Origin of the sequence: Rhodococcus sp. Leaf225 (genome assembly GCF_001426145.1) — a bacterium.
GTDB lineage: Bacteria > Actinomycetota > Actinomycetes > Mycobacteriales > Mycobacteriaceae > Rhodococcoides.
Window position 1 is genome coordinate 84,970 of sequence record NZ_LMRN01000020.1, and the last position, 20,403, is coordinate 105,372.

The 20,403-nt window shown below is 69.4% G+C and carries 19 protein-coding genes; 7 read left to right on the forward strand and 12 right to left on the reverse strand.

Annotation, left to right across the window (positions count from 1 at the left end):
• Nucleotides 1-30: 30 nt before the first annotated feature.
• The 3 genes from ASG69_RS13915 (at nucleotide 31) to ASG69_RS13925 (ending at nucleotide 2,464) form a co-directional block, all read left to right on the forward strand.
• The gene (locus ASG69_RS13915; RefSeq protein ID WP_056447708.1) at nucleotides 31-1,185 is read left to right on the forward strand and encodes an NAD(P)H-binding protein; all 1,155 of its coding nucleotides are present in this window, start codon (nucleotides 31-33) and stop codon (nucleotides 1,183-1,185) included.
• Between the two features lie 69 nt (nucleotides 1,186-1,254).
• Nucleotides 1,255-1,965 (forward strand): CPBP family intramembrane glutamic endopeptidase, encoded by a 711-nt coding sequence (locus ASG69_RS13920; RefSeq protein WP_056447710.1) that lies wholly within the window; start codon nucleotides 1,255-1,257, stop codon nucleotides 1,963-1,965.
• Nucleotides 1,966-1,999: 34 nt separating this feature from the next.
• A complete protein-coding gene (locus ASG69_RS13925) occupies nucleotides 2,000-2,464 on the forward strand; it encodes an Lrp/AsnC family transcriptional regulator (RefSeq protein ID WP_027503691.1) in 465 nt (154 codons plus the stop codon).
• On the opposite strand, the gene ASG69_RS13930 is transcribed toward ASG69_RS13925, so the two are convergent.
• The 3 genes from ASG69_RS13930 to ASG69_RS13940 are packed head-to-tail and all read right to left on the reverse strand — an operon-like array spanning nucleotide 2,452 to nucleotide 7,365.
• Nucleotides 2,452-5,154 (reverse strand): molybdopterin-dependent oxidoreductase, encoded by a 2,703-nt coding sequence (locus tag ASG69_RS13930; protein WP_056447711.1) that lies wholly within the window; start codon nucleotides 5,152-5,154, stop codon nucleotides 2,452-2,454. The two genes, ASG69_RS13925 and ASG69_RS13930, sit on opposite strands and share 13 nt — an antisense overlap.
• Nucleotides 5,151-5,963, reverse strand: a complete 813-nt coding sequence (locus tag ASG69_RS13935; protein WP_056447714.1) for an FAD binding domain-containing protein — start codon at nucleotides 5,961-5,963, stop codon at nucleotides 5,151-5,153. Before ASG69_RS13935 ends, ASG69_RS13930 begins: the two co-directional genes overlap by 4 nt.
• Before the next feature lie 4 nt (nucleotides 5,964-5,967).
• The gene (locus ASG69_RS13940; RefSeq protein WP_235578960.1) at nucleotides 5,968-7,365 is read right to left on the reverse strand and encodes an 8-oxoguanine deaminase; all 1,398 of its coding nucleotides are present in this window, start codon (nucleotides 7,363-7,365) and stop codon (nucleotides 5,968-5,970) included.
• 113 nt (nucleotides 7,366-7,478) lie between these two features.
• On the opposite strand from ASG69_RS13940, the gene ASG69_RS13945 reads away from it, so the two are divergent.
• The gene (locus ASG69_RS13945; RefSeq protein WP_056447716.1) at nucleotides 7,479-9,032 is read left to right on the forward strand and encodes a PucR family transcriptional regulator; all 1,554 of its coding nucleotides are present in this window, start codon (nucleotides 7,479-7,481) and stop codon (nucleotides 9,030-9,032) included.
• On the opposite strand, the gene pucL is transcribed toward ASG69_RS13945, so the two are convergent.
• The 4 genes from pucL to ASG69_RS13965 are packed head-to-tail and all read right to left on the reverse strand — an operon-like array spanning nucleotide 9,014 to nucleotide 12,703.
• Nucleotides 9,014-9,934 carry a factor-independent urate hydroxylase gene (pucL, locus tag ASG69_RS13950; protein WP_056447718.1) on the reverse strand — a complete coding sequence of 307 codons (921 nt, stop codon included), beginning with the start codon at nucleotides 9,932-9,934 and terminating at the stop codon, nucleotides 9,014-9,016. The two genes, ASG69_RS13945 and pucL, sit on opposite strands and share 19 nt — an antisense overlap.
• Before the next feature lie 4 nt (nucleotides 9,935-9,938).
• A complete protein-coding gene (uraH, locus tag ASG69_RS13955; RefSeq protein ID WP_027503685.1) occupies nucleotides 9,939-10,262 on the reverse strand; it encodes a hydroxyisourate hydrolase in 324 nt (107 codons plus the stop codon).
• Nucleotides 10,259-10,768, reverse strand: a complete 510-nt coding sequence (gene uraD, locus ASG69_RS13960) for a 2-oxo-4-hydroxy-4-carboxy-5-ureidoimidazoline decarboxylase (protein ID WP_082544657.1) — start codon at nucleotides 10,766-10,768, stop codon at nucleotides 10,259-10,261. The genes uraH and uraD overlap by 4 nt, the downstream gene beginning before the upstream one ends.
• 30 nt (nucleotides 10,769-10,798) lie before the next feature.
• On the reverse strand, nucleotides 10,799-12,703 hold the full coding sequence (locus ASG69_RS13965; RefSeq protein WP_056447720.1) for a solute carrier family 23 protein: 1,905 nt from the start codon (nucleotides 12,701-12,703) through the stop codon (nucleotides 10,799-10,801).
• A 202-nt stretch (nucleotides 12,704-12,905) separates the two neighbouring features.
• Between ASG69_RS13965 and ASG69_RS13970 the strand changes: the two genes are divergently transcribed.
• The 3 genes from ASG69_RS13970 (at nucleotide 12,906) to ASG69_RS13980 (ending at nucleotide 14,783) form a co-directional block, all read left to right on the forward strand.
• Complete coding sequence (locus tag ASG69_RS13970; protein ID WP_056447722.1) at nucleotides 12,906-13,547, forward strand: pyridoxamine 5'-phosphate oxidase family protein; 642 nt, start codon at nucleotides 12,906-12,908, stop codon at nucleotides 13,545-13,547.
• A 141-nt stretch (nucleotides 13,548-13,688) separates the two neighbouring features.
• Nucleotides 13,689-14,228: a nucleotidyltransferase family protein gene (locus tag ASG69_RS13975; RefSeq protein WP_027503681.1), complete on the forward strand. Its 540-nt coding sequence runs from the start codon at nucleotides 13,689-13,691 to the stop codon at nucleotides 14,226-14,228.
• A 42-nt stretch (nucleotides 14,229-14,270) separates the two neighbouring features.
• On the forward strand, nucleotides 14,271-14,783 hold the full coding sequence (locus ASG69_RS13980; protein ID WP_162246784.1) for a class I SAM-dependent methyltransferase: 513 nt from the start codon (nucleotides 14,271-14,273) through the stop codon (nucleotides 14,781-14,783).
• On the opposite strand, the gene ASG69_RS13985 is transcribed toward ASG69_RS13980, so the two are convergent.
• The 5 genes from ASG69_RS13985 to ASG69_RS14005 all read right to left on the reverse strand — a co-directional run bounded on the left by ASG69_RS13985 (nucleotide 14,762) and on the right by ASG69_RS14005 (nucleotide 20,349).
• The gene (locus ASG69_RS13985; protein ID WP_056447726.1) at nucleotides 14,762-15,487 is read right to left on the reverse strand and encodes a haloacid dehalogenase type II; all 726 of its coding nucleotides are present in this window, start codon (nucleotides 15,485-15,487) and stop codon (nucleotides 14,762-14,764) included. The two genes, ASG69_RS13980 and ASG69_RS13985, sit on opposite strands and share 22 nt — an antisense overlap.
• Before the next feature lie 115 nt (nucleotides 15,488-15,602).
• Nucleotides 15,603-17,396, reverse strand: a complete 1,794-nt coding sequence (locus ASG69_RS13990; RefSeq protein ID WP_056447728.1) for an acetyl/propionyl/methylcrotonyl-CoA carboxylase subunit alpha — start codon at nucleotides 17,394-17,396, stop codon at nucleotides 15,603-15,605.
• A gap of 89 nt (nucleotides 17,397-17,485) precedes the next feature.
• Nucleotides 17,486-18,943 carry a condensation domain-containing protein gene (locus tag ASG69_RS13995; RefSeq protein WP_056448030.1) on the reverse strand — a complete coding sequence of 486 codons (1,458 nt, stop codon included), beginning with the start codon at nucleotides 18,941-18,943 and terminating at the stop codon, nucleotides 17,486-17,488.
• Nucleotides 18,944-19,045: 102 nt separating this feature from the next.
• Nucleotides 19,046-19,465 carry a SufE family protein gene (locus tag ASG69_RS14000; protein ID WP_037186768.1) on the reverse strand — a complete coding sequence of 140 codons (420 nt, stop codon included), beginning with the start codon at nucleotides 19,463-19,465 and terminating at the stop codon, nucleotides 19,046-19,048.
• Nucleotides 19,462-20,349 (reverse strand): sulfurtransferase, encoded by an 888-nt coding sequence (locus tag ASG69_RS14005; RefSeq protein WP_027506907.1) that lies wholly within the window; start codon nucleotides 20,347-20,349, stop codon nucleotides 19,462-19,464. The genes ASG69_RS14000 and ASG69_RS14005 overlap by 4 nt, the downstream gene beginning before the upstream one ends.
• Nucleotides 20,350-20,403 lie beyond the last annotated feature (54 nt).

Sequence of the window (20,403 nt, forward strand, 5' to 3'; positions counted from 1 at the left end):
CGAGCGCACCGCACCCGTAATGTCGAGAACATGACTGCTTTCGTGACCGGGGCCAGCGGCTACATCGGTTCTCGCCTCGTCGACGCGCTCGTGTCGGCCGACGAGAGCGTCGTCGTGGGCTCGCGCACGCCGGAGAGGCTGACCGCCTTCGACTGGCACGACGACGTGCGGGCGGTGCGACTCGATGTGACCGACGCCGACTCGTGCGCCGAGGCGCTGTCCGCGGAGGACATCGACGTCGCGTACTACCTGGTGCACGCCATCGGAGAATCCGGCTACCGGGCCACCGACCTCGCGTCCGCCCGGCACTTCGCCGAGGCGGCACGCGCCGCGGGTGTCCGCCGCATCGTCTACCTCGGTGGCTTCGTCCCCGAGGGCGAGAAGCTGTCCGAGCACCTCGCGAGCCGCGCCGAGGTGGGCGAGGCGCTCACCATCGACGGCATCGAGGTGGTGTGGCTGCGCGCCGCCATCGTCATCGGCGCCGGATCGACGTCCTTCGAGATGATCCGGTACCTCGCGGACCGGCTGCCTGTGCTGCCGCTCCCGAGCTGGTTGAGCAAGCCGGTGCAGCCGATCGCCGTCGACGACGTCGTGCACTATCTCCTCGCGTGCGCGTCACCCGACGTGCCCGCCGACGCGTACGACATCGCGGGCCCCGAGATCCTTCCGTACAAGGACCTCGTCTTCGCCTACGTCCGCGCCGCCGAGCTGCATCGTCTGGGTGTGCCCACCCCGGGCATCCCGACCAAGCTCGCGGCTCTCGTGATCGGCCGACTGATCCCGGTTCCGGGACTGCTCGCCGACGACCTGGTGCAGTCTCTCGTGAACTCGATGACCGCCTCGGAGAACCGCATCTCGGAGTTCGTCCCCGAGCCTGAGGGCGGTCTCACCGACGTCGACGACGCCATGCGCCGAAGCCTGCTCGGCGCGAGCGCCACCCGCGGCCTGGCCACGACGCCCGACTCGCTGCGCCTGGTGTCCTCGGACGCGGAGTGGACCGGCGGCGACGTCCGCAGCATTCGCCGCCGCGGCGCCGAACTGCTGAGCGAGGACGGGTGGAAGCTCGCCGAGGCACTCGGCATCGGCGCGGTGCTCTACTCGTGGCCCGTCGCTCCGGTCGTTCGGACCAATCTGGACGTGGTTGCCGCGGTCTCGTCCCGGGTACGGTCTCTTCTGAAGTTCTAGTCGGTCTCTCGTTCACAGACCGCAAGTTCCGACACGACCGACAGGTTCGACGAGCCGGAGGAGTACTTCATGGTGTCCTGGCAGATGAGGGCCGAGTCCATCGTGCGCAACGCGCTGGTGGACAAGGTCGACCGCGACCATCACGAGACCGATCGCGCCTTCCTACGGCGGCGCATCATCGTGGCGGTCGTGCTCGTCGTGGGCGCGACGCTGCTGGGAGTGTCGCTGTCGACCGAGCCCGGCGACCCCATGTTCTACACGCTGACCATCGCGCTGGCATTGGTGTGGATCGTCGGCGGGTTCCTGTCCGGGCCACTGCACCTCGGTCGCATCAACTTCCGCGGGACCCTGCGGCGGCCGATCATCACGCCGATCGCGATCGGTCTGGCCGCAGGTGGCGTGTTCATCCTCGGCGCACTCGTCGTGCGGGAGATCCCGCCGCTGCGGGACTTCACGGCCAACGTCCTCGATCACGCGCGCGTCGGACCGCTCGCGCTCATCGTCTTCATCACGTTGTTCAACGGGGTCGCCGAGGAGATCTTCTTCCGCGGCGCTCTGTTCTCGGCCATCGGCGTGAAGCGGCCGGTCGTCATCTCGACGATCGTCTACACCATTGCCACTCTGGCCACGGGCAACCCGATGCTCGGCTTCGCCGCCATCACCCTCGGTTTCGTGCTGGGACTCGAACGCCGGGCGTCCGGCGGCATTCTCGCGCCGATCCTGACGCACGTCGCGTGGTCGACGGTCATGGTCTTCGCCATGCCACCACTGTTCGCCTGACGCTGCCCGATCGGGACGTGGCAGGGTAGCGCCCATGACCGGTGCACGAGGCAAGTCCGTCCGCTCGGACGATCTGGACGCCACCGATCGCGTGCTGGTGGAGGAACTGATCACCGACGGCCGCGCGACTCTCGCTCACCTCGCGGAGCGGGCGGGCCTCTCGGTCTCGGCCGTGCAGTCACGAGTGCGCAGGCTCGAGTCGTCCGGGGTCATCCTCGGATACACCGCGCGCGTCGATCGGGAGGCCATCGGCCAGCCACTGTCGGCGTTCGTGGCCATCACCCCCTTGGATCCGACGGCGCCCGACGACGCGCCCGCGCGTCTGCGGCCGCTGCCCGAGGTGCAGGCGTGCCATTCCGTGGCGGGGGAGGACAGCTATGTGCTGCTGGTCCGCGTCGCGTCACCGCGGGATCTCGAGCGACTCCTGCAGCAGATCCGGACCACTGCCAACGTGCAGACCCGCAGTACCATCATTCTGCAGACCTTCTACGACTCCTGATCGCGCTGCAGCATTCTCCAGACGCGGTCCGCCGACATCGGCAGTGCGTGCGGCCGTACGCCGACGGCGTCCGTGACGGCATTGGCCAACGCCGGTGCGACGGGGTTGTACGGGGACTCGCTCATCGACTTGGCACCCAGCGGCCCGAGCGCGTCATAGGTGTCCGCGAACAACACTCGGGTCGTCGGAACGTCGGCGAGTTGCGGGATGTGGTAATTCCGTAGCGACGCTGTGGTCACGTGCCCCGTCTCGTCGAGCCTCATCTCCTCGTACAGTGCCGCGCCCAGCGCCTGCGCCACACCACCTTCCACCTGCCCACGGCACTGCACCGGATTCATCACCGTGCCGGCGTCGACGGCCTGCACCGAGTCCAGGATCGCGACGCGGCCGCTCCCGGGGTCGACCGCGACCCGAAACCCGTGGACGTTGAACACCACCGAGCGAGGCGATCCGCCGTGGTACCCGTCCGCCGCCAACGGTCCGTCGTGGGCCGCGACGATTTCGTCGAGGGAGCACAGTGCGCCGTCCACCGTGACGCCCTCCGGACCGAGCACGCCCTGCGTCGGCAGCGATCCGGTCAGGCTCGATGCGGCACCGATGATGCGCTCGCGCAACGACTCCGCGGCGAGTGCGACAGCCTTGCCGGCGACCACCGTGCCCGCCGACCCGAAGGCGCCCGTGTCGTGGGAGGTGACGTCGGTGTCGGACTGTGCGATCTCGATGCGGTCGACGGTCGTGTTCAGGATCGACGCCGCGATCTGACCGTGCACCGTCGTGGTGCCGTTACCGAACTCGGCGGTGCCGACGCGCACCAGGTAGCGCGCTCCGGGCAGAGCGGTGATCGACGCGTCGGAGACGTGGCCGCGCGGCGGCACGGTGGCATTCATGCCGATGGCCACGCCGACGCCCACCTGCCATCCGTCGGGCGCCGGCGATCCGGGCTCGGCGAGTGCCTCGTCCACGAGATCGAGGCACTGGTCGAGTCCGTAACTGCCGAACAGGAGGTCGCCGTCGAGGACGTGCGCGGCGACGAACGGATCACCCGGCACGACGACGTTGCGACGCCGGAACTCGATCGGATCGATGTGCAATCGGTGCGCCAACTCGTCGAGCGCCGACTCGACGGCGAAACCGGTCTGCCCGACGCCGTATCCGCGGAACGCGCCGGACGGAATCGTGTTCGTGTACACCGCTCTCGCCTCGACGCGCTTGGCCGCGCAGCGGTAGAGGGCGATCGAGTCGGTGGAATGGTGCAGCACACCGGGACTGTGGTTGCCGTAGGCGCCGGCATCGCTCAGCACGTCGAGGGTCAGCGCGGTGAGCGTGCCGTCGGCCGTGGCGGCTGCGGTGACCGACACCTCCATGGGATGCCGACAGGGCGCGACGGTGAACTGGTCGGCACGGGAGAACTCGAGCTGTACCGGTCGACGCACCGTCAGAGCGGCGAGCGTCACGAGATCCTCGGTGAGCATCTCCTGTTTGGCGCCGAACCCGCCACCGACCCGCGTCGTGAACACCCGCACGGTGTCGGGATCGAGGTCGAAGATGTGACACAGCTCGTCCCGTACGAGGAACGGGACCTGCGAGCTCGTGCGGACGGTCAGGCGCCCGTCTTCCGCGAACCAGGCGATCGCACCGTGCGTCTCGAGGTGAGTGTGCTGCACGCGGGCGGTGCGCCACGTTCCGGTCACCACGGCGTCCGCGGCCGCCAGGCCCGCCTCGACGTCGCCGGTCGTACCGCTCACCTCGGCCACGACGTTGCGCTCGACGTCCGCGATCCTGGCCTCGGGACCCTTGCCGGCGTGGACGATCGGGGCTCCCGGTGCGAGCGCGTCCGCGGGATGCAGCACGGCGGGCAGCACCTCGTACTCGACGACGAGGCGCCGTCTGCCCTCCTCCGCGGCGGCCACCGACTCGGCGATCACCGCCGCCACCCGCTGCCCGACGTAGCGGAGCTCGCGATCCAGAACGAGAGTGTCGTCGGGATCGTCGTCCCGTGACTCGTGGCGTGCGGTGGAGAAGGCGACGGGCGGCGCGTCCTCGTGGGTGAGCACCGCGACCACGCCCTCGACGGCCAGCGCGGCCGACGTGTCGATCGAGACGATGCGCGCACGGGCGTGGGGGCTCCCCAGCACCGACAGATGCAGTAGACCCGGCATCGCGACGTCGAGCGTGTAGGGCTCCGTTCCCGTGACGACGCGAGCGCTGGCCGGTGCGGCGACGGAGCGTCCGCACGCCGGTCCCTCGGTGGACTTCTCGATGGTGCGCACACCCGTGACCGCGTCGGTGATCGCCCGATACCCGGTGCAGCGACACAGGTTTCCCTTGAGCGAGGTGTCCAGATCCTTGGTCTGCTCGTCGGTGAGGGCGGCGGCGGTGACGATCATGCCGGCCGTGCAGAAACCGCACTGGAATCCGGCGGCGTCGACGAATCGCTGCTGCATCGGATGCAGGTCGTCCGGCGTGCCCAGCCCGGCCACCGTGGTGACCTCCCGACCTTCGGCGCGGTAGGCCGGAACGATGCACGACTGGACGGCGGCACCGTCCAGCAGCACCGAGCACGCGCCGCAGTCGCCCGCGTCGCACCCCTTTTTCACCTCGAACCGTCCGATGTCGCGCAGGGCCGTGCGCAGGCACTGGCCCGGTCGCGGCGACATCTCCACGGTCTCCCCGTTGACTCCCACTCTCATGCCAGCTCCTCGCAGATCTGCTGTGCCAGAACGCCGCTCACGTGGCGTCGCCAGTCCGGCGCCCCGTGCACGTCGTCGTACCACTGGTCGGCGGGTATCGCGGCGTCCAGCAGCGCGGCCACGTCCTCGGCGTGCGGCACTGCCTCGAGTCGCAGCTGGTGTGGGCGGCACGTCGATGCGGTGACGGTGAGGACGCACGATCCGTCGGCGTCCCGGCGACCGATCACGACGGCGCCGGAGCGCCCGCGAGGTGCCAAGGACATTCTGCGGCAGACGAATCGGGAGCGCAGAACGGCGTCGTCGATCTCGATGCTGCGTATCACCTCGCCCGGTGCGAGCGACGTGCGCTGGGGTCCGGTGACCAGCGCCGCGACGGGCACGCGCCGTTCGTGACCGTCGGGGGTCCAGATCACCGCGACGCCGTCGAGCGCCGAACAGAGCGAGGTCATGGATCCCGCGGGAAGTCCGAGGGCGATGTTCCCACCGACCGTGGCGAACTGCTGCACCTTGAACGACGCGAGCAACGCATCGGAGCAGAGGGCCACCAGCGACTCGAGGTCCGGCCACCGCGGCGGCCACGACATCCGACGCAACGTGTCCACGGTGCACGTCGCGGCGATCTCCAGCCCCTCACCGACGACGACGGGTTCCCAGCCGAGGTCCGTCAGATCGACCAGTCGGTGCACCCCCACCTGCGGTTCCGAGAAGACCCACGTCCCACCTGCCACCACGGCCGTGCCGCCGTCGATGACCGAGAGATCGCCCCGCGTACGAGCCCGGACGACCTCGCGCACGGTGTTCAGGTCCACGGAATCACCGCCCGGCCTTCGTGAGCAGCGCCGTGTGCGCCGCCGCCACGTCCCGGGCCACTGTCTCCTCGTCGACGGTCATGACCACCCCGTTCTCGACCACCACCCGCCCGTGCACGAGGAGCCGTTCGAGGGGCGGCCGGTCGCCCAGTACCAACGCGGCGACGGGATCGGTGATGCCGGCGTGGGCGGCGCCGTCGATGCGCCACAGCGCCAGATCGGCGAGCTTGCCCACCTCCAGAGAGCCGATCTCGTCCTCGCGCCCGAGGACTCGGGCACCGCCGAGTGTCGCGAGGTCCAGACTCTCGCGCACGGTCATCGCCCGCGGGCCGCCGCGCGCCCGTGCGAACAGCGCCGCGTGGTGCGCCTCCTCCAGCATGCTGCACGACTCATTGCTGGCGGCACCGTCGACACCGAGCCCCAGGGGAACCCGAGCGTCGATCAGATCGCGTGCTCGGGCGATGCCGGCGCCCAGCCGCGCGTTGGACGTGGGGCAGTGGGCCGCCCCGGTTCCGGTGGCCGCCATGGTCGCGATCGCGGCGTCGTCGAGGTGCACGGCGTGCGCGTACCAGACGTCGGGCCCGACCCACCCCACGGATTCCATGTACTGCACCGGCGTCATGCCGAAGTTGGTGCGGCAGAACTCCTCCTCGTCCAGGGTCTCGGCGAGGTGTGTGTGCAACCGGACGCCGAGCTCGCGCGCAAGCGTCGCCGACTCGCGAAGGAGATCGGCCGTGACGGAGAACGGTGAGCACGGCGCGAGGGCGATCTGCAGCATCGATCCGAAGGACGAGTCGTGCCAGCGGTCGACCGCGGCGCTGCTCGCGGCCAGGATGGCATCGAGCGACTCCACGACGTTGTCCGGTGGCAGGCCACCCTGACTGTGTCCCAGATCCATCGATCCGCGCGTCGGGTGGAACCGCAGACCGACCGTCCGCGCGGCGTCTATCTCGGCGCCCAACACGTCGCCGCCGTCGTGGGGGAAGACGTAGAGGTGGTCGGTGGTGGTGGTGCATCCGGTGGCGGCCAGCCGGGCGAGTCCACCCGTCGCGGCGACCCGGACCGAGTCGGCGTCGATGCCGGCCCACACCGGATACAGCGTCGTCAACCACTCGAAGAGCGTCGAGTCCGCGGCCAGACCGCGGGTGATCCACTGATAGAGATGGTGGTGCGTGTTCACGAGGCCGGGAGTCAGGACGCAACCGCGGCCGTCGATGACGGTGACCTCCGGACCGTCGGGATGCGGCGGCGGTGTCCCGTCGCCGAGCGCCGCGATGAGCCCGTCGTCGATCAGGACCCAGCCCGCCGCCCACTCGGAGCGGGCGGGATCCACGGTGATCACGTGGGCGCCCGTGATGAGAATGCGGTCCGGCACGTCGTACTCCTGTCCTCGCTGTGTCACCGAGTCAACACCGTGTCGGCCACCCGCGCAGGGCGCGCGCCGACGAAACGTGGCCGAAACGAGCGCCGCCTACTGTCGGATCCTCCAACGACGATGCGGGCGGGTGAACGGGTGTGCTGATCCAGGACGTGCTCGACGTACCGGAACTCGCGCTGCGGCGCCTCGTCGGCACCGACGACCAACTCGGTCGGACCGTGCGGTGGGCCTTCGCGACCGATCTGCCGGACCCGTCGCGCTACATCGTGGGCGGCGAGCTGGTCGTCACCGGCATGGTGTGGCGCCGCGCGCCGGAGGACAGCGATGCCTTCGTGGGGTCGGTCGTCGCGGCGGGCGCTGTGGCGCTCGCGGCGGGCGACGAAGTGTTCGGTTCCGTCCCCGACGACGTGGTTCGTGCGTGCGAGAAGTACTCGCTACCGCTGCTGGCGGTGCCGTCGGCGGTCGCGTTCGCGGACGTCATCGATGCCGTCAACAGCCGGGTGACCGGCGATCGGGTGGCGCGGCTCTCCGCCAGTCTGGCCCGCCAGCACCGATTGCTCACCGCGGTCACCGACGGACGCGCGCTCGCGGACCTCACACACGAGACGGCGCGGGACACGGGCGTGACCTGCCGGATCATCACCGCGGTGGGCCGGCCCGTGGTGTCCGCCGAGCCGTTGGCCACGGAGGCGGTGGACGCTCTCGTCCGCACTGCGGCGCAGAGTCTTCCGTGCCGCGTGGTCACCGAGAACACGGTGCGGTCCGTGCTGCCCGTCGGATCGAGTTTCGGTCACCGTGCGACTGCGTGGTACCTCGTCGTGGACGGTGACCACGAGTGCATGGACGGGCAGGTTCTCGATGCGCTCGGTCAGCTGGCGAGCATCGCGGCCCTCGATCGCGTGCGCGTCGACGACGGCGCGCGGGTGCTGCGCACCATGGCCGACCGCGCGGCCGAACTCCTCGTCGACGGATCCGGAGAGCAGGCGCTGGAACGCATTCGACAGATCGGCGTCGACGTGACAGGAGACGTCGTCGCGCTGGCCGCCACCGCGGATCTGGCTGTCGAGGTCCTGGCCGCGGTGCTCACCGACGCGGTGCGGGAATCGGTCGACGGTGCGGTGAGTGTGGGAGTCACCGGCGGGGACCTCGTGATCGGCGTCGTCGGGCTACCTTCCGGTCGGACGTCCACCCGCATGGCCGCCGATCTCGCCCTTGCGCTGCGTCGACTCGAGGACACCGTGACCGGACGGATCGCCGTGGGCGTGGGTACGGCGGTGGAGGCCGCGGCCCTCGTCGGATGTGTGCGGTCGGCACAGCATGCGCGTGAGGTGGCGGCGGCATCGGCCGACCGGATCGCCGTGCGGACCAGCGCGGACACCGGATCCGCCGCCGTCCTGCTCTCGGTGGTGCCGGACGGACTGCGCGCTGCCTATGCCCGGCGGGTGCTCGGCGCGGTACTCGACCACGACAACCGCACCGACGCGGGACTGCTGGACACGCTGCGGGCGTACCTGCACCACGACGGTTCCTGGAGCCGCACGGCGGACGCCCTCCACGTGCACGTCAACACGGTGCGGTACCGCATCGGACGGGTGGAGGCGCTGACGGACCGAGACCTGGGGACGACGGAGGACCGCACCGACGTCTTCGTCGCGTTGGCCGTGCTCGGGCCTCAGCCGACGACGCTGTAACCCCGCCAGGCGGATCCCGCGTCGGGGGCGTCCTCGCGTTCGACGGTCGCCTGGATGAGCCCGTACGGACGGTCGTCGGCGTGGAAGACCTCGCCGTTGTTCTCGACGCCGAACCGGTCGAGGTCGTACAGGAAGTGGTGCTTGTTCGGTGCACTCATCCGGAGCTCCGCGATGAACGGGAATGCCTCGAGCGCAGCGCGTCCCATCGCGAAGAGTGTCTGCTGCAACGCGAGCGACTGCAGGGTGGCGAACTGCTCGATCATCACCGCCTTGACGCCGGCATACACCTCGTCCCAGTCGACGTCGGTGGTGGTGTAGCGCCAGCGCGCCTCGAGTGAGGTGGCCATGACGCGATCATGAGTCGGGGCGAGCACGGTGTAGGAGTCCTCGAGGAAGCCGGCGAACTCGGACCCAGTCGACTTCAAAATGATCAGATCCTTGAAACCTGCGGTGACCCATGTCTTTTGCTCCGATCCGGTGCCGGCTACGGTGACCGAGGCGACCCGCGTCTCCTGGCCCTTGCGTACCCACGTGTGATCGTGCGGACGTCCGTCGACGGTGACGCGCTCCCACGCGTACTCCTCCAACTCGATGCGCGCTTCCGTCACCGGCTCGACGTCGTCGACGAAATGTCGTGCCAGATCGAGGCCGTACGACTCGAGATGCAGCAGGCCCTTCTCCTTCGCGTACGCGTAGGCGGTCTGCTTCTGCGTGTCCGTCGGCAGGACCGCGCCTTGGTCACCGACGAGATGGGCGGCGGAGAAGTCGCCCCGCAGTGCCGAGGACACGGAGATGTCCCGGATCTCGTGGCGGGCGGTGTCGCGGTAGATGCGCACCACTCGGTTCTCGGCCTTGCCGTACTGGTTGGCTCCCAGGACGATGTTCCCGGTCAGATCGGTCATGGGGTCAGCTTCCTCGATAGGTGGAATACGCGAACGGGGACAGCAGAAGCGGAACATGGTGGTGCGCATCGACATCGAGGACGGTGAAGGTGATGGACACCTCGGGGTAGAAGGTCTGCGTCCCGGACTGCTCGAAGTACGCGGCGGTGTCGAACACGAGTGTGTAGACACCGGCCACCGCGTCGTCCGGGAGCAGTTCCTTGGCGCGTCCCTCCTCGTCGGTGATGCCGGTGGTGACCACGTCGCCGTGCTCGTCGACCACCGCGAGACCCACCCCCGTCGCCGGTGTCCCGTGCACCGCGTCGAGGACGTGGGTGCTGACGCTCACTGTTCGGTCCGCTCGGTCAGCATGCGGGTCAACCTGATTCGATTGATCTTCGCCAGTTCGGTTCTCATCACGCGCCTCTCCGTCTCCGGATCGTTGTCGAGCCTCTCGGTGAGGATAGCGAGAAGCTCCGTCGCAGGGCGGCCCGTCGCACACACCAGGTAGACGTGGCCGAACTTCTCCTCGTAGGTCCGATTCCCCGCCGCGAGCGCGTCCTTGACGCCCTGGTCCGCCTCGCTCACGGCCGCTTGCTCGCGCTGCGACGACGAGCCGGCGGTCACCGAGGCGCCGATACGTGGATGACCGTCGAGTGCGCGGTCGATCTCCGTCTCGGACAGTTCCTCCAACTCGCTGTCGGCGCGTTCCAGGAGGGCCTCGGCGCTGTCGAAGGGGCGACCGACGGCCACCCGGCGCGCCCAGATGGACGACGAGCAGCACTCGAACAAGGCGTGCATCGCGGCGCGATCGGACAGCCGATTGAATCCGTCGAGCCCGAGTGCTTCGTGCAGGAACACGAGCGTTCCCTTCTGTGGTGGGGATCAGGACAGGTCGTTCAGTCTGCCGAAACGCGCCGCGGCGATGGGATTCGCATCGGCGACCAGGTCGTCGAACCGGTGGTTCGCGATCTTCGCGACCTCGATCATGGCGAACGACCGCTCCGCACCCGGTGAGTTCTCCATCCGCGACCACCCGTTGGCGAGCACCCGGTCGTAGTGCTCGGTCTCGGCCGCGCAGATGACGAGGGGGAAGCCGAAGTGATCCCGGTAGGCCGTGGCCAGGTCGACCACCGAGCGGTGCTCCTCGTCGCCGAGGTGCGCGAGCGAGACGTGGTCCTTGGCGAACGCGGCGCCGGTGTCGTCCTCGCTGCCCAGATCGGGGAAGGCGCTGATCAGCTCGACCTGCTCCTCCGTGGTGCCTGCGAGCAGGGAATCCTGGAACGCCTCCCGCAGTGCATGAGCATCCGCGTAGGGCCGCTGCTCGTACGCGCGACGCACCACCCAGTCCGATCCCTGCACCACGTCGCCGAACGTCGTCGAGAACTCGTCGAGGCTCATCTCGTTGACGGCGTCGAGGGTGATCGAGTCGCCGGGGGAGCCCGCCACCGTCGCCCCGCGCGAGCCACCCACGTGGAAGAACAGGATGTTGAGGACGATCGCGGTGAACGCACCCAGCACGATGCCGCTCGAGAACAGCAGCTCGAGCCAGCTCGGGACACCCTCCGAGACGGTCGGCTGGATCGTGACCAGCAGGGCCAGACCGAGACTCGTCGCGACGATGATGAGGTTGCGGTGGTCGGTGAAGTCCACCTTCGACAGGGTCTGGATGCCCACGACCGCCACGGTGGCGAAGAGCGCCAGCGCGGCGCCGCCCAGGACGGGTGACGGAATGGACGCGACCACGGCCGCCGTCTTCGGCAGCAGGCCCAGGACGATCATGATGACACCGGCGGCAGCAACCACCCACCGGCTGCGCACGCGCGTCAGGCGCACCAGGCCGACGTTCTCCGAAAAGGCCGTGTACGGGAACGAGTTGAAGGAACCACCGATCACCGTGGCCACGCCGTCGGCACGCAGGGTGGCGGCGATGTCGTCCTTCGTGATCCGCTTGCCGACGATCTCACCCGTCGCGAAGACGCTGCCCGTCGACTCGACCGCCGTGATCATCAGGACCACGATCATCGAGATGATGGCGATGACACTGAACTTGGGCGCGCCGAACAGGAACGGCTGCGTGAACCCTACCCACGACGCCTCGGAGACACCGTCGAACGTCATGTCGCCCAACACGTACGCGGTGGCGCTGCCGATGACGAGTCCCAGCAGCACGGCGATGGTGGCGGTGAAGCCGCGGAAGAATCGCTGGATCAGCACGATGATCACCAGCGTGCCGATCGCGTAGGCCATCCAGCGACCGTTGGTCGGATCCTGTTCGTGGGTCGCAGGATTCGTGACGGCGTCGTTGACGGCCACCGGCAGCAGGGCGATACCGATGATGGCGATCACCGTCCCCGTCACCACCGGTGGGAAGAACCTCAGCAGCCTGCTGAACCAGGGGGCGATGAGAAACGTGAACAGGCCCGCCACGATGACGGCGCCGTACACGTACAGCAGGCCCTCGGTCCCGCCGCCGTTCGCCATCGCGATCGCGATGACCGGGCTGACACCGGCGAAGGTGACGCCCTGCAGGAGCGGCAGCTTCACACCGATCTTCCGGAAGCCGACCGCCTGGATGATCGAGGCGATGCCACACGTGAAGAGGTCGGCGTTGATCAGGTGGATCAACTGCTCATTGGTGAGGCCGATGGCCCCACCGATGATGATCGGGACCAGCACCGCCCCGGCGTAGAAGGCGACGACGTGCTGGAACCCGTAGGCCGCCAGCTTGTGGGCGGGGAGAACCTCGTCGACGGGGTGACGCCGCGTGACGGCGGAGCGAACAGTCATGAGTGGACCTGGTTCCAGGCGAGGGCCGAAAAGGCCTGAGGCGGTGCCCTGCGACGGTGCAGGGCGGCGAGTGACCGGAGTGCGGTGCGATCAGACTCCGCCATGCGGGGCCACCCCGCCAGTCGAGACCGCACAAAGTCGGGGCACCGGTCCGCGCTGGTCGTTGGGTGATCCGCCAACAGGTGGTGAAGAGTGAGGGGCGATGAGTAACCACTATCACCACCTGGTGTTCGGACCCTCGGCGCTGGCGCGGCAGCGCGCGAAGGGCAGCTACACGGCCTACGGTGCGCAGACGGAACGCGGCGACGACGGACCCGACGCACTCGACGGCCGCGAGAAGGTGATCATCCGCGCCGCGGACCAGTTCTACCTGTCGACGGTCACCGAGACCGGATGGCCCTACGTCCAGTACCGCAGCGGGCCGGCCGGGTTCCTGCAGGTGCTCGACGACCACACACTCGCGTTCGCCGACTTCGCCGGGAACAACCAGTACGTGACGGCCGGCAATCTCGACGCGAACGACCGCGTGGCGCTGATCGTCGTGGACTACCCGCGCCGCCAGCGCGTGAAGATCTACGGGCGCGCGACGGTGGTCGAGGGAAGTGCGGACCCGGCGTTGCTCGAGCGACTTCGGCAGGTGCCCGGCGGCACCGTCGAGTCGCGGTGCGAGCGCAGCGTCGTGATCTCCGTCGAGGCGATCGACTGGAACTGCACCCGCAGCATCATCCCGCGCTACGACCAGGACTACGTGAGCAGGATGGGGGCGCTCTACGAGCGCGACGCTGCGGCGCGGGAGAAGGTGCTGCTCGACCGCATCGCCGAGCTCGAGGCGCGGCTGGAGTAGGGGGCGGGGGGTGCGCGGGGTGTTCCACTCGCGGGCGCTGGGGGCGGGTTCCCGCGCGTGGGTGCGAAAAGTGGGACGTGGCGCCCGGGAGGTGCTCGACGCGCACTGGCGCCGGGGACGCAGCCCGTGCAGGGTGGTCGCATGACGACGGTCGGCGTGGTGCTCGCGGCGGGTGCGGGCACCCGGTACGGCGCCCCCAAGATCCTCGCGCACGACGGGCTCTGGTTGGACCTGGCGGTGCGGGCGCTGCGCGATGGCGGGTGCGACGAGGTCCTGGTCGTCGTGGGTGCCGCGGCGCCGGAGATGCCTCCCGGCGCGCAGGCCGTGGTGAACGACGAGTGGCGCACCGGCATGGGCAGCTCGGTGCGGGTGGGCCTGCAGGCATGTGAGACGACCGACGCCGACCTCGCGGTGCTGCACCTGGTGGACACCCCCGACATCGGCGCCGAGGTGGTGGGGCGGGTTCTCGACCACGCCGCGAGCACTGGAATCGCGCGGGCCACCTTCGACGACACTCCCGGTCACCCCGTGGTGCTCGCGCGTCGGTGGTGGGCGGAGGTCGCGGAGGCGGCGACGGGGGATCAGGGCGCCCGCACCTTCCTCCGCGGCAACCCCGACGTGATCACCGTCGAGTGCGGGGACCTCGCGACGGGTCGCGATCACGACCGCCCGAGCCCCTGACGATTACGCCGAGGCCCGGCTGGGCACAGGACAGTCATGCCGATGAGTTCGTCCGAAGGTAAGTCCTGGACCCGCGACCGTGTCCACGCCCTGGGGTCCGAGCGACCCGTCTCCGTGCTCGACATCGGACCGGGGGTGGGGACCTACGCGAAACTGCTTGCAGGACCGCAGCTCTGCCGCATCACCGGTGTCGAGATCTGGGAGCCGTACGTGGAGACCTACCGCCTCCACGAGTACTACGACGAGATCATCCTCGGTGACGCGCGCACGGTGGATCTGCCGACGGCGGACGTGGTGATCATCGGCGACGTGGCGGAGCACATGACCGAGGCCGACGCGGTGGCGCTGTGGGCCAAGTGCTGTGCGGCCGCGACGCGGGCGGCGTACCTGTCGATCCCGATCGTCCACTACCCGCAGCACGAGATCGAGGGCAATCCGCACGAGATACACGTCGACGAGGACTGGAATCACGAGCGCGTGCTGTCGTCCTTCGAGGGCATCGGCGCCTGGGAACTCGGGTCCGAGGTCGGCGTCTACGAGCGACTGCTCGCGTGACCGGACCGTAGGAGCCTGCCCAGTTCCTCGAGGTCGTCGACGACGAACTCCCAGTCGTCGGTGGGTTCGGACTCGGTCTGCTGCGGTCCGTGCTCGTGCGGGCGGCGCACGAAGGCGGTCTGTAGTCCGCACCCACGGGCGGCGGCGAGATCATCGTTGTGTGTCGCGACCATCAGGCACTGGCCGGGAGCGAGATCGAGCAACTCCGCCGTCCGCAGATACGACTCGGGAGTCGGCTTGTAGGCCTGCACCACCTCCGCGCCGAGCACCGCGTCCCAGGGGATGCCGGCACGCTTGGCCATGTCGAGGAGCAACGACACGTTGCCGTTGGACAGGGGTGCCACGATGACGGACTCGCGGACGGCTGCGATACCGGCGACCGAGTCCGGCCACGGCGGCAACCGGTGCCACGCCAGAGTCAGATCGTCGACCGCCTCGGTGGGGAGCACGTACTCCGCCAGCAGTTCCACGAGACTCTCGCGGTGCAGCGCGTCGAGCTTGGTGAAGGGGCGCTCACCGGTCCGGATCGGTTGCATCGAGGGCTGGTACCTCGCACGCCACCGGTCCGCGAAGTCGCCCGGATCGATGTCGTCGCGTTCGGGGGCGTACTCCTCCAGCCAGCGCCGCACCTCCTCGGCGATACCCCCGCGCCAGTCGACGACGGTGCCGAACACGTCGAAGAGAGCGGCCCGGACCTCTGTCACGACGCGTGCCCGTACGAGCCGGGAGACGGGAACGCCCGCCCTCGTCGATCGGTTCTCACGTGCGGACTGTCGTCGGCCATGAGAGGAGCGTAACGGGGGCGGGCGTCCGGCCGGCTCACTTCAGTTCTGCGAGAACAGTTCCCTGGGTGATGGCGGAGCCGGGCTCCACGGCGAGTCCGGTGACGACGCCGTCCTTGTGGGCGGTGACGGGGTTCTCCATCTTCATGGCCTCGAGTACGGCGATGAGGTCTCCGGCGACGACTTCCTGGCCCTCGGTGACGGCGACCTTGACGACGGTGCCCTGCATGGGTGCGGTGACGGCGTCACCGGACGCGGCTGCGCCGCCGGCGCCGCCGCGGGTGCGCGCCTTGGGCTTGCGACGAATGACGTTGCCACCGGCAGCAGCGTTGCCGCCGAGCGAGAACTGGCCGGGCAGGGACACCTCGACACGGCGCCCACCGACCTCGACGACGACGTTCTGTCGAGGTCCGTTCTCGTCGTCCTCGATGGGGGCGCCGGCGGTGAACGGTTCGACGGTGTTGTCCCACTCGGTCTCGATCCACCGGGTGTGAACGTCGAAGGACTGACCGTCGCCGATGAAGGCGGGGTCGGAGACGACGGCGCGGTGGAACGGGATGACGGTGGCGAGGCCCTCGACGCGGAACTCGGCGAGGGCGCGGCGGGAGCGGGCGAGGGCTTCCTCGCGGGTGGCGCCGGTGACGATGAGCTTGGCGAGCATGGAGTCGAACTGGCCGCCGATGACGGAGCCGGACTCGACACCGGAGTCGACGCGCACGCCGGGGCCCTCGGGGGCGATGAAGGTGGTGACCGGTCCGGGGGCGGGGAGGAAGCCGCGGCCGGCGTCCTCACCGTTGATGCGGAACTCGAAGGAGTGTCCGCGCGGTGCCGGGTCCTCGGTGATGGAGAGTTCGTCGCCGTTGGCGATGCGGAACTGCTGCAGCACCAGGTCGATGCCGGAGGTCTCCTCGGTGACGGGGTGTTCGACCTGCAGGCGGGTGTTGACCTCGAGGAAGGAGACGAGTCCGTCCTGGCCGACGAGGTACTCGACGGTGCCGGCGCCGTAGTAGCCGGCTTCCTTGCAGATGGCCTTGGCGGAGGCGTGGATCTCGGCACGCTGGTCGTCGGTGAGGAACGGTGCGGGAGCTTCCTCGACGAGCTTCTGGAAGCGGCGCTGCAGGGAGCAGTCGCGGGTGCCGGCGACGACGACGTTGCCGTGTTGGTCGGCGATGACCTGTGCTTCGACGTGGCGGGGCTTGTCGAGGTAGCGCTCGACGAAGCACTCGCCGCGGCCGAAGGCGGAGACGGCTTCGCGGGTGGCGGAGTCGAAGAGCTCGGGGATCTCCTCGCGGGTGCGGGCGACCTTCATGCCGCGTCCGCCGCCGCCGAAGGCGGCCTTGATGGCGATGGGGAGGCCGTGCTCGTCGGCGAAGGCGAGGATCTCGTCGGCGTCCTTGACGGGTTCGGACGTGCCGGGCACGGAGGGGGCCTTCGCGCGGGTGGCGATGTGGCGGGCGGTGACCTTGTCGCCGAGGTCGCGGATGGACTGCGGGGACGGTCCGATCCAGATCAGGCCGGCGTCGAGGACGGCCTGGGCGAAGTCGGCGTTCTCGGAGAGGAAGCCGTAGCCGGGGTGGATCGCGTCGGCGCCGGACTTGGCGGCGGCGTCGATGATCTTGTCGATCGCGAGGTAGGACTCGGCGGAGGTCTGACCGCCGAGGGCGAAGGCTTCGTCGGCGAGGCGGACGAAGGGCGCGTCGGCGTCGGGTTCGGCGTAGACCGCGACGGAGGTGTAGCCGGCGTCGGCCGCTGCGCGGATCACACGTACCGCTATCTCACCGCGGTTCGCGACGAGAACCTTGCTGATGCGGGCAGTGGCGTGGCTGGGCACGAAGCCTCCTGTGAGGTCGGGTGGGCCGTCGCGTGGTGTCGCTCCGGCGGACGAGCACGGGCCTTCGCCCGCGCCATCGGTTGGTCATCCTAGTTTCGGAGTGTAGGGGTGAGCTCACTCCGGGCCCGCACGAGGTGTGTCCCGGTGGTCACGACGTCGCTGAGCACGGTCCGCAGTTCTGCCACGAACCGGTGGACGGCAGCGGTGGCGACCTCGCTGCTGGGGAACCGGGCCGAGATGTTGACGCCCTGCGGAGTGCGATGCACCCACAGGTAGACGTCGTGGTCGTACTTCCTGCTCCGCAGTGCGCGCGCGTTGACGTCGGGCCACGTCCGCGCGTCGGGTGCGAAGCGCACGTCCATGAAGGAGACGACGAAACGCGGGGTGTCGTGCAGGTCGATCGCCTCGGCGACGAGATCGAGGGGGACGCGCGAGATCGGACGAGTGCGTGCGATCTCGGCTCCGGCGCGCACGACGACGTCTCCGAACGACTCGCCGTCCGCGACGTCGAACGCGAGGGGAGCCACGCCGACGAACCAGCCGAGGGACGCGGCCCACGACGGGTCGTGACGGGTGTGCATCGGGGTGACCGTGCGGAAGCGCCCGGCACCGGACACGGCAGCCGCCGCAGCGCCCATCGAGGCCATGAGGCCGGCGGAGAAGCCCGGACCGGCGCGGCGGCACGTCACGGTGAACGCGTCCGCCTCCTCGGGCGAGAGGATCCACGCGGACAGTCCGGCCTGCGGGATCGGCACCTCCGGGACAGGTCCGATGTCGAGCGGAAAGGACGGGAATCGTCCCCCGTCCTCGGCGAGGAAGTTCGCCCACTCCACGGCGGCGTCGTGCGTCCGGTCGACCCCGCTGCAGAGGGTGCGCTCGAGTTCGCCGAAATCGAGGTAACTGCCGGTGGGGAAGAGCCCTGCCGGGGCGCCGGTGGTCTCCTGCTCGTAGAGGCGGGTGAGTTCGTGCGCGATGAGCACGATGGACAGCCCGTCGATGATCGAGTGATCGGCGGCGAAGAACACGGTGAAGTGGTCCGGTGCCGCGTCGCCGCCGGAGTGTCCGGTGGGTTCGAGAGTGACGAACGCGTACGACGGCCACACCAGCGGCGACGTGTACTCGTCGAACAGGTGCTGAAGATGCTGGTACACCTCGCCGGCCTGCGTGCACGCGTCCTGCTGGATGACCCAGATGTCGGTGGCACCGACCGGGGCCGTCACGCGCGAGAGCAGGCCCGTGTCGGGGTCGACGGTGGCGTTGGACCGCATGCCCTCGTGCCGGTCGATCCACGCCAGCACCGCGCGCCGGAACGCGGCGGTGTCGAGCGGGCCCGCGATGTCGAACGCGGTGCCGAGCCACGACTCGCGACCGGCGGACGGCCGGGCCAGGGTGCGACGCAGGTGCGCCTCGTGCACGTAGGAGGTGGGCCGATCGTCGGGCAGCCACCCCGCGTCCTCCGGCGTCGATGCGTGCGGACCGACACTCGGGATCCATTCGGTGAGGGTGCCTGCCGGAATCGGGTAGTCGACCAGTTCGGTGAACTCCACGATTCGGCTGTCCTTCCACACCGGCGCGACGCCCCGTCCGGACGCCGCTCTCGGTACCTCAGTCTACCGCTGAGAGCGACATTGTCCGAACAAAGCGGCGAGTCAGGACCGCAGGTGCTGTTTGACGCGGCTGAGCATCGCCGACATCCCGCGCAGCCGTAGCGGACTCACGGCCGCCGCGAGTCCCAGCTCGGTGTAGAAGTCGTCCGGGACGTCGAGGATGTCGTCGGCGGGAAGACCGTCGAGCCCCTGCGCCAGGATCGACGCGAAGCCGCGCGTGGTCGGTGCCTCCGGCGGGGCGCTGAAGTACAGGCGCACCGCAGACCGGTCGGACGAGTCCACCGACAGGAACAGCGGTGACTGGCACTCCGGGACGGGCTCCATCGCGGCCTGCTCGAGACCTGCGGGCAAGGCCGGCAGCTCCTTGCTGAACTCGAGCAGCATCGTGATCTTGTCCTGGCCCTCGACGGCCGCGAAGTCGTCGACGATCTCGGCCAGCGGCGCGGGCAGTGTTCCGCTCATTGCAGGGCTCCGGGCTCCTCGCCGCGCGCGATCGGTGTGCGCACGGCGTTGCCCCACTCGGTCCAGGAACCGTCGTAGTTCCGGACGTTCTCGTAGCCGAGCAGATGCGTCAGCACGAACCACGTGTGCGACGACCGCTCGCCGATGCGGCAGTACGCGATGACGTCGGCGTCGGCGGACACGTCCCCGTAGACCTCGTCGAGCTCGGTGCGGGACTTGAACCGGCCGTCGGGTGCCGCGGCCTTCGCCCACGGGATGCTCAGCGCTGTCGGGATGTGTCCACCGCGCAGCGCGCCCTCGTCGGGGTAGTCGGGCATGTGGGTGCGCTCGCCGGTGTACTCGGCGGGGGACCGCACATCGACCAGCGGGCCGGATCCGAGGTGTGCGAGGACGTCGTCCTTGAATGCACGGATGGCGGCGTCGTCGCGCTCGACGACGGGGTAGTCCGCCCCGGAGATGTCGGGGACGTCGAGTGTGGTGTCGCGATTCTCGGCGAGCCAGGCGTCGCGTCCACCGTCCAGCAGGCGCACGTCCTCGTGGCCGAACAGGGTGAAGACCCACAGCGCGTACGCGGCCCACCAGTTGCTCTTGTCGCCGTAGATGACGACGGTGTCGTCGCGCGAGATGCCCTTGCGGTTCATCAGGTCGGCGAACTTCTCGCCGTCGACGTAGTCGCGCGTGACGGGGTCGTTCAGGTCGAGATGCCAGTCGATCTTGACCGCGCCGGGGATGTGGCCGACGTCGTAGAGGAGCACGTCCTCGTCGGACTCGACGACCTTGAGTCCGGGTGTGCCGATGTTGGCGGAGAGCCACTGCGTCGTGACGAGTCGTTCGGGGTGCGCGAACGACGCGAAGGCGGGGTGGGGATCTGGCGCGACGGACACGTGCGTCTCCTGAGGTTGTCAGACGGGGGGTCGAACTGATTGTGCGTGACCACA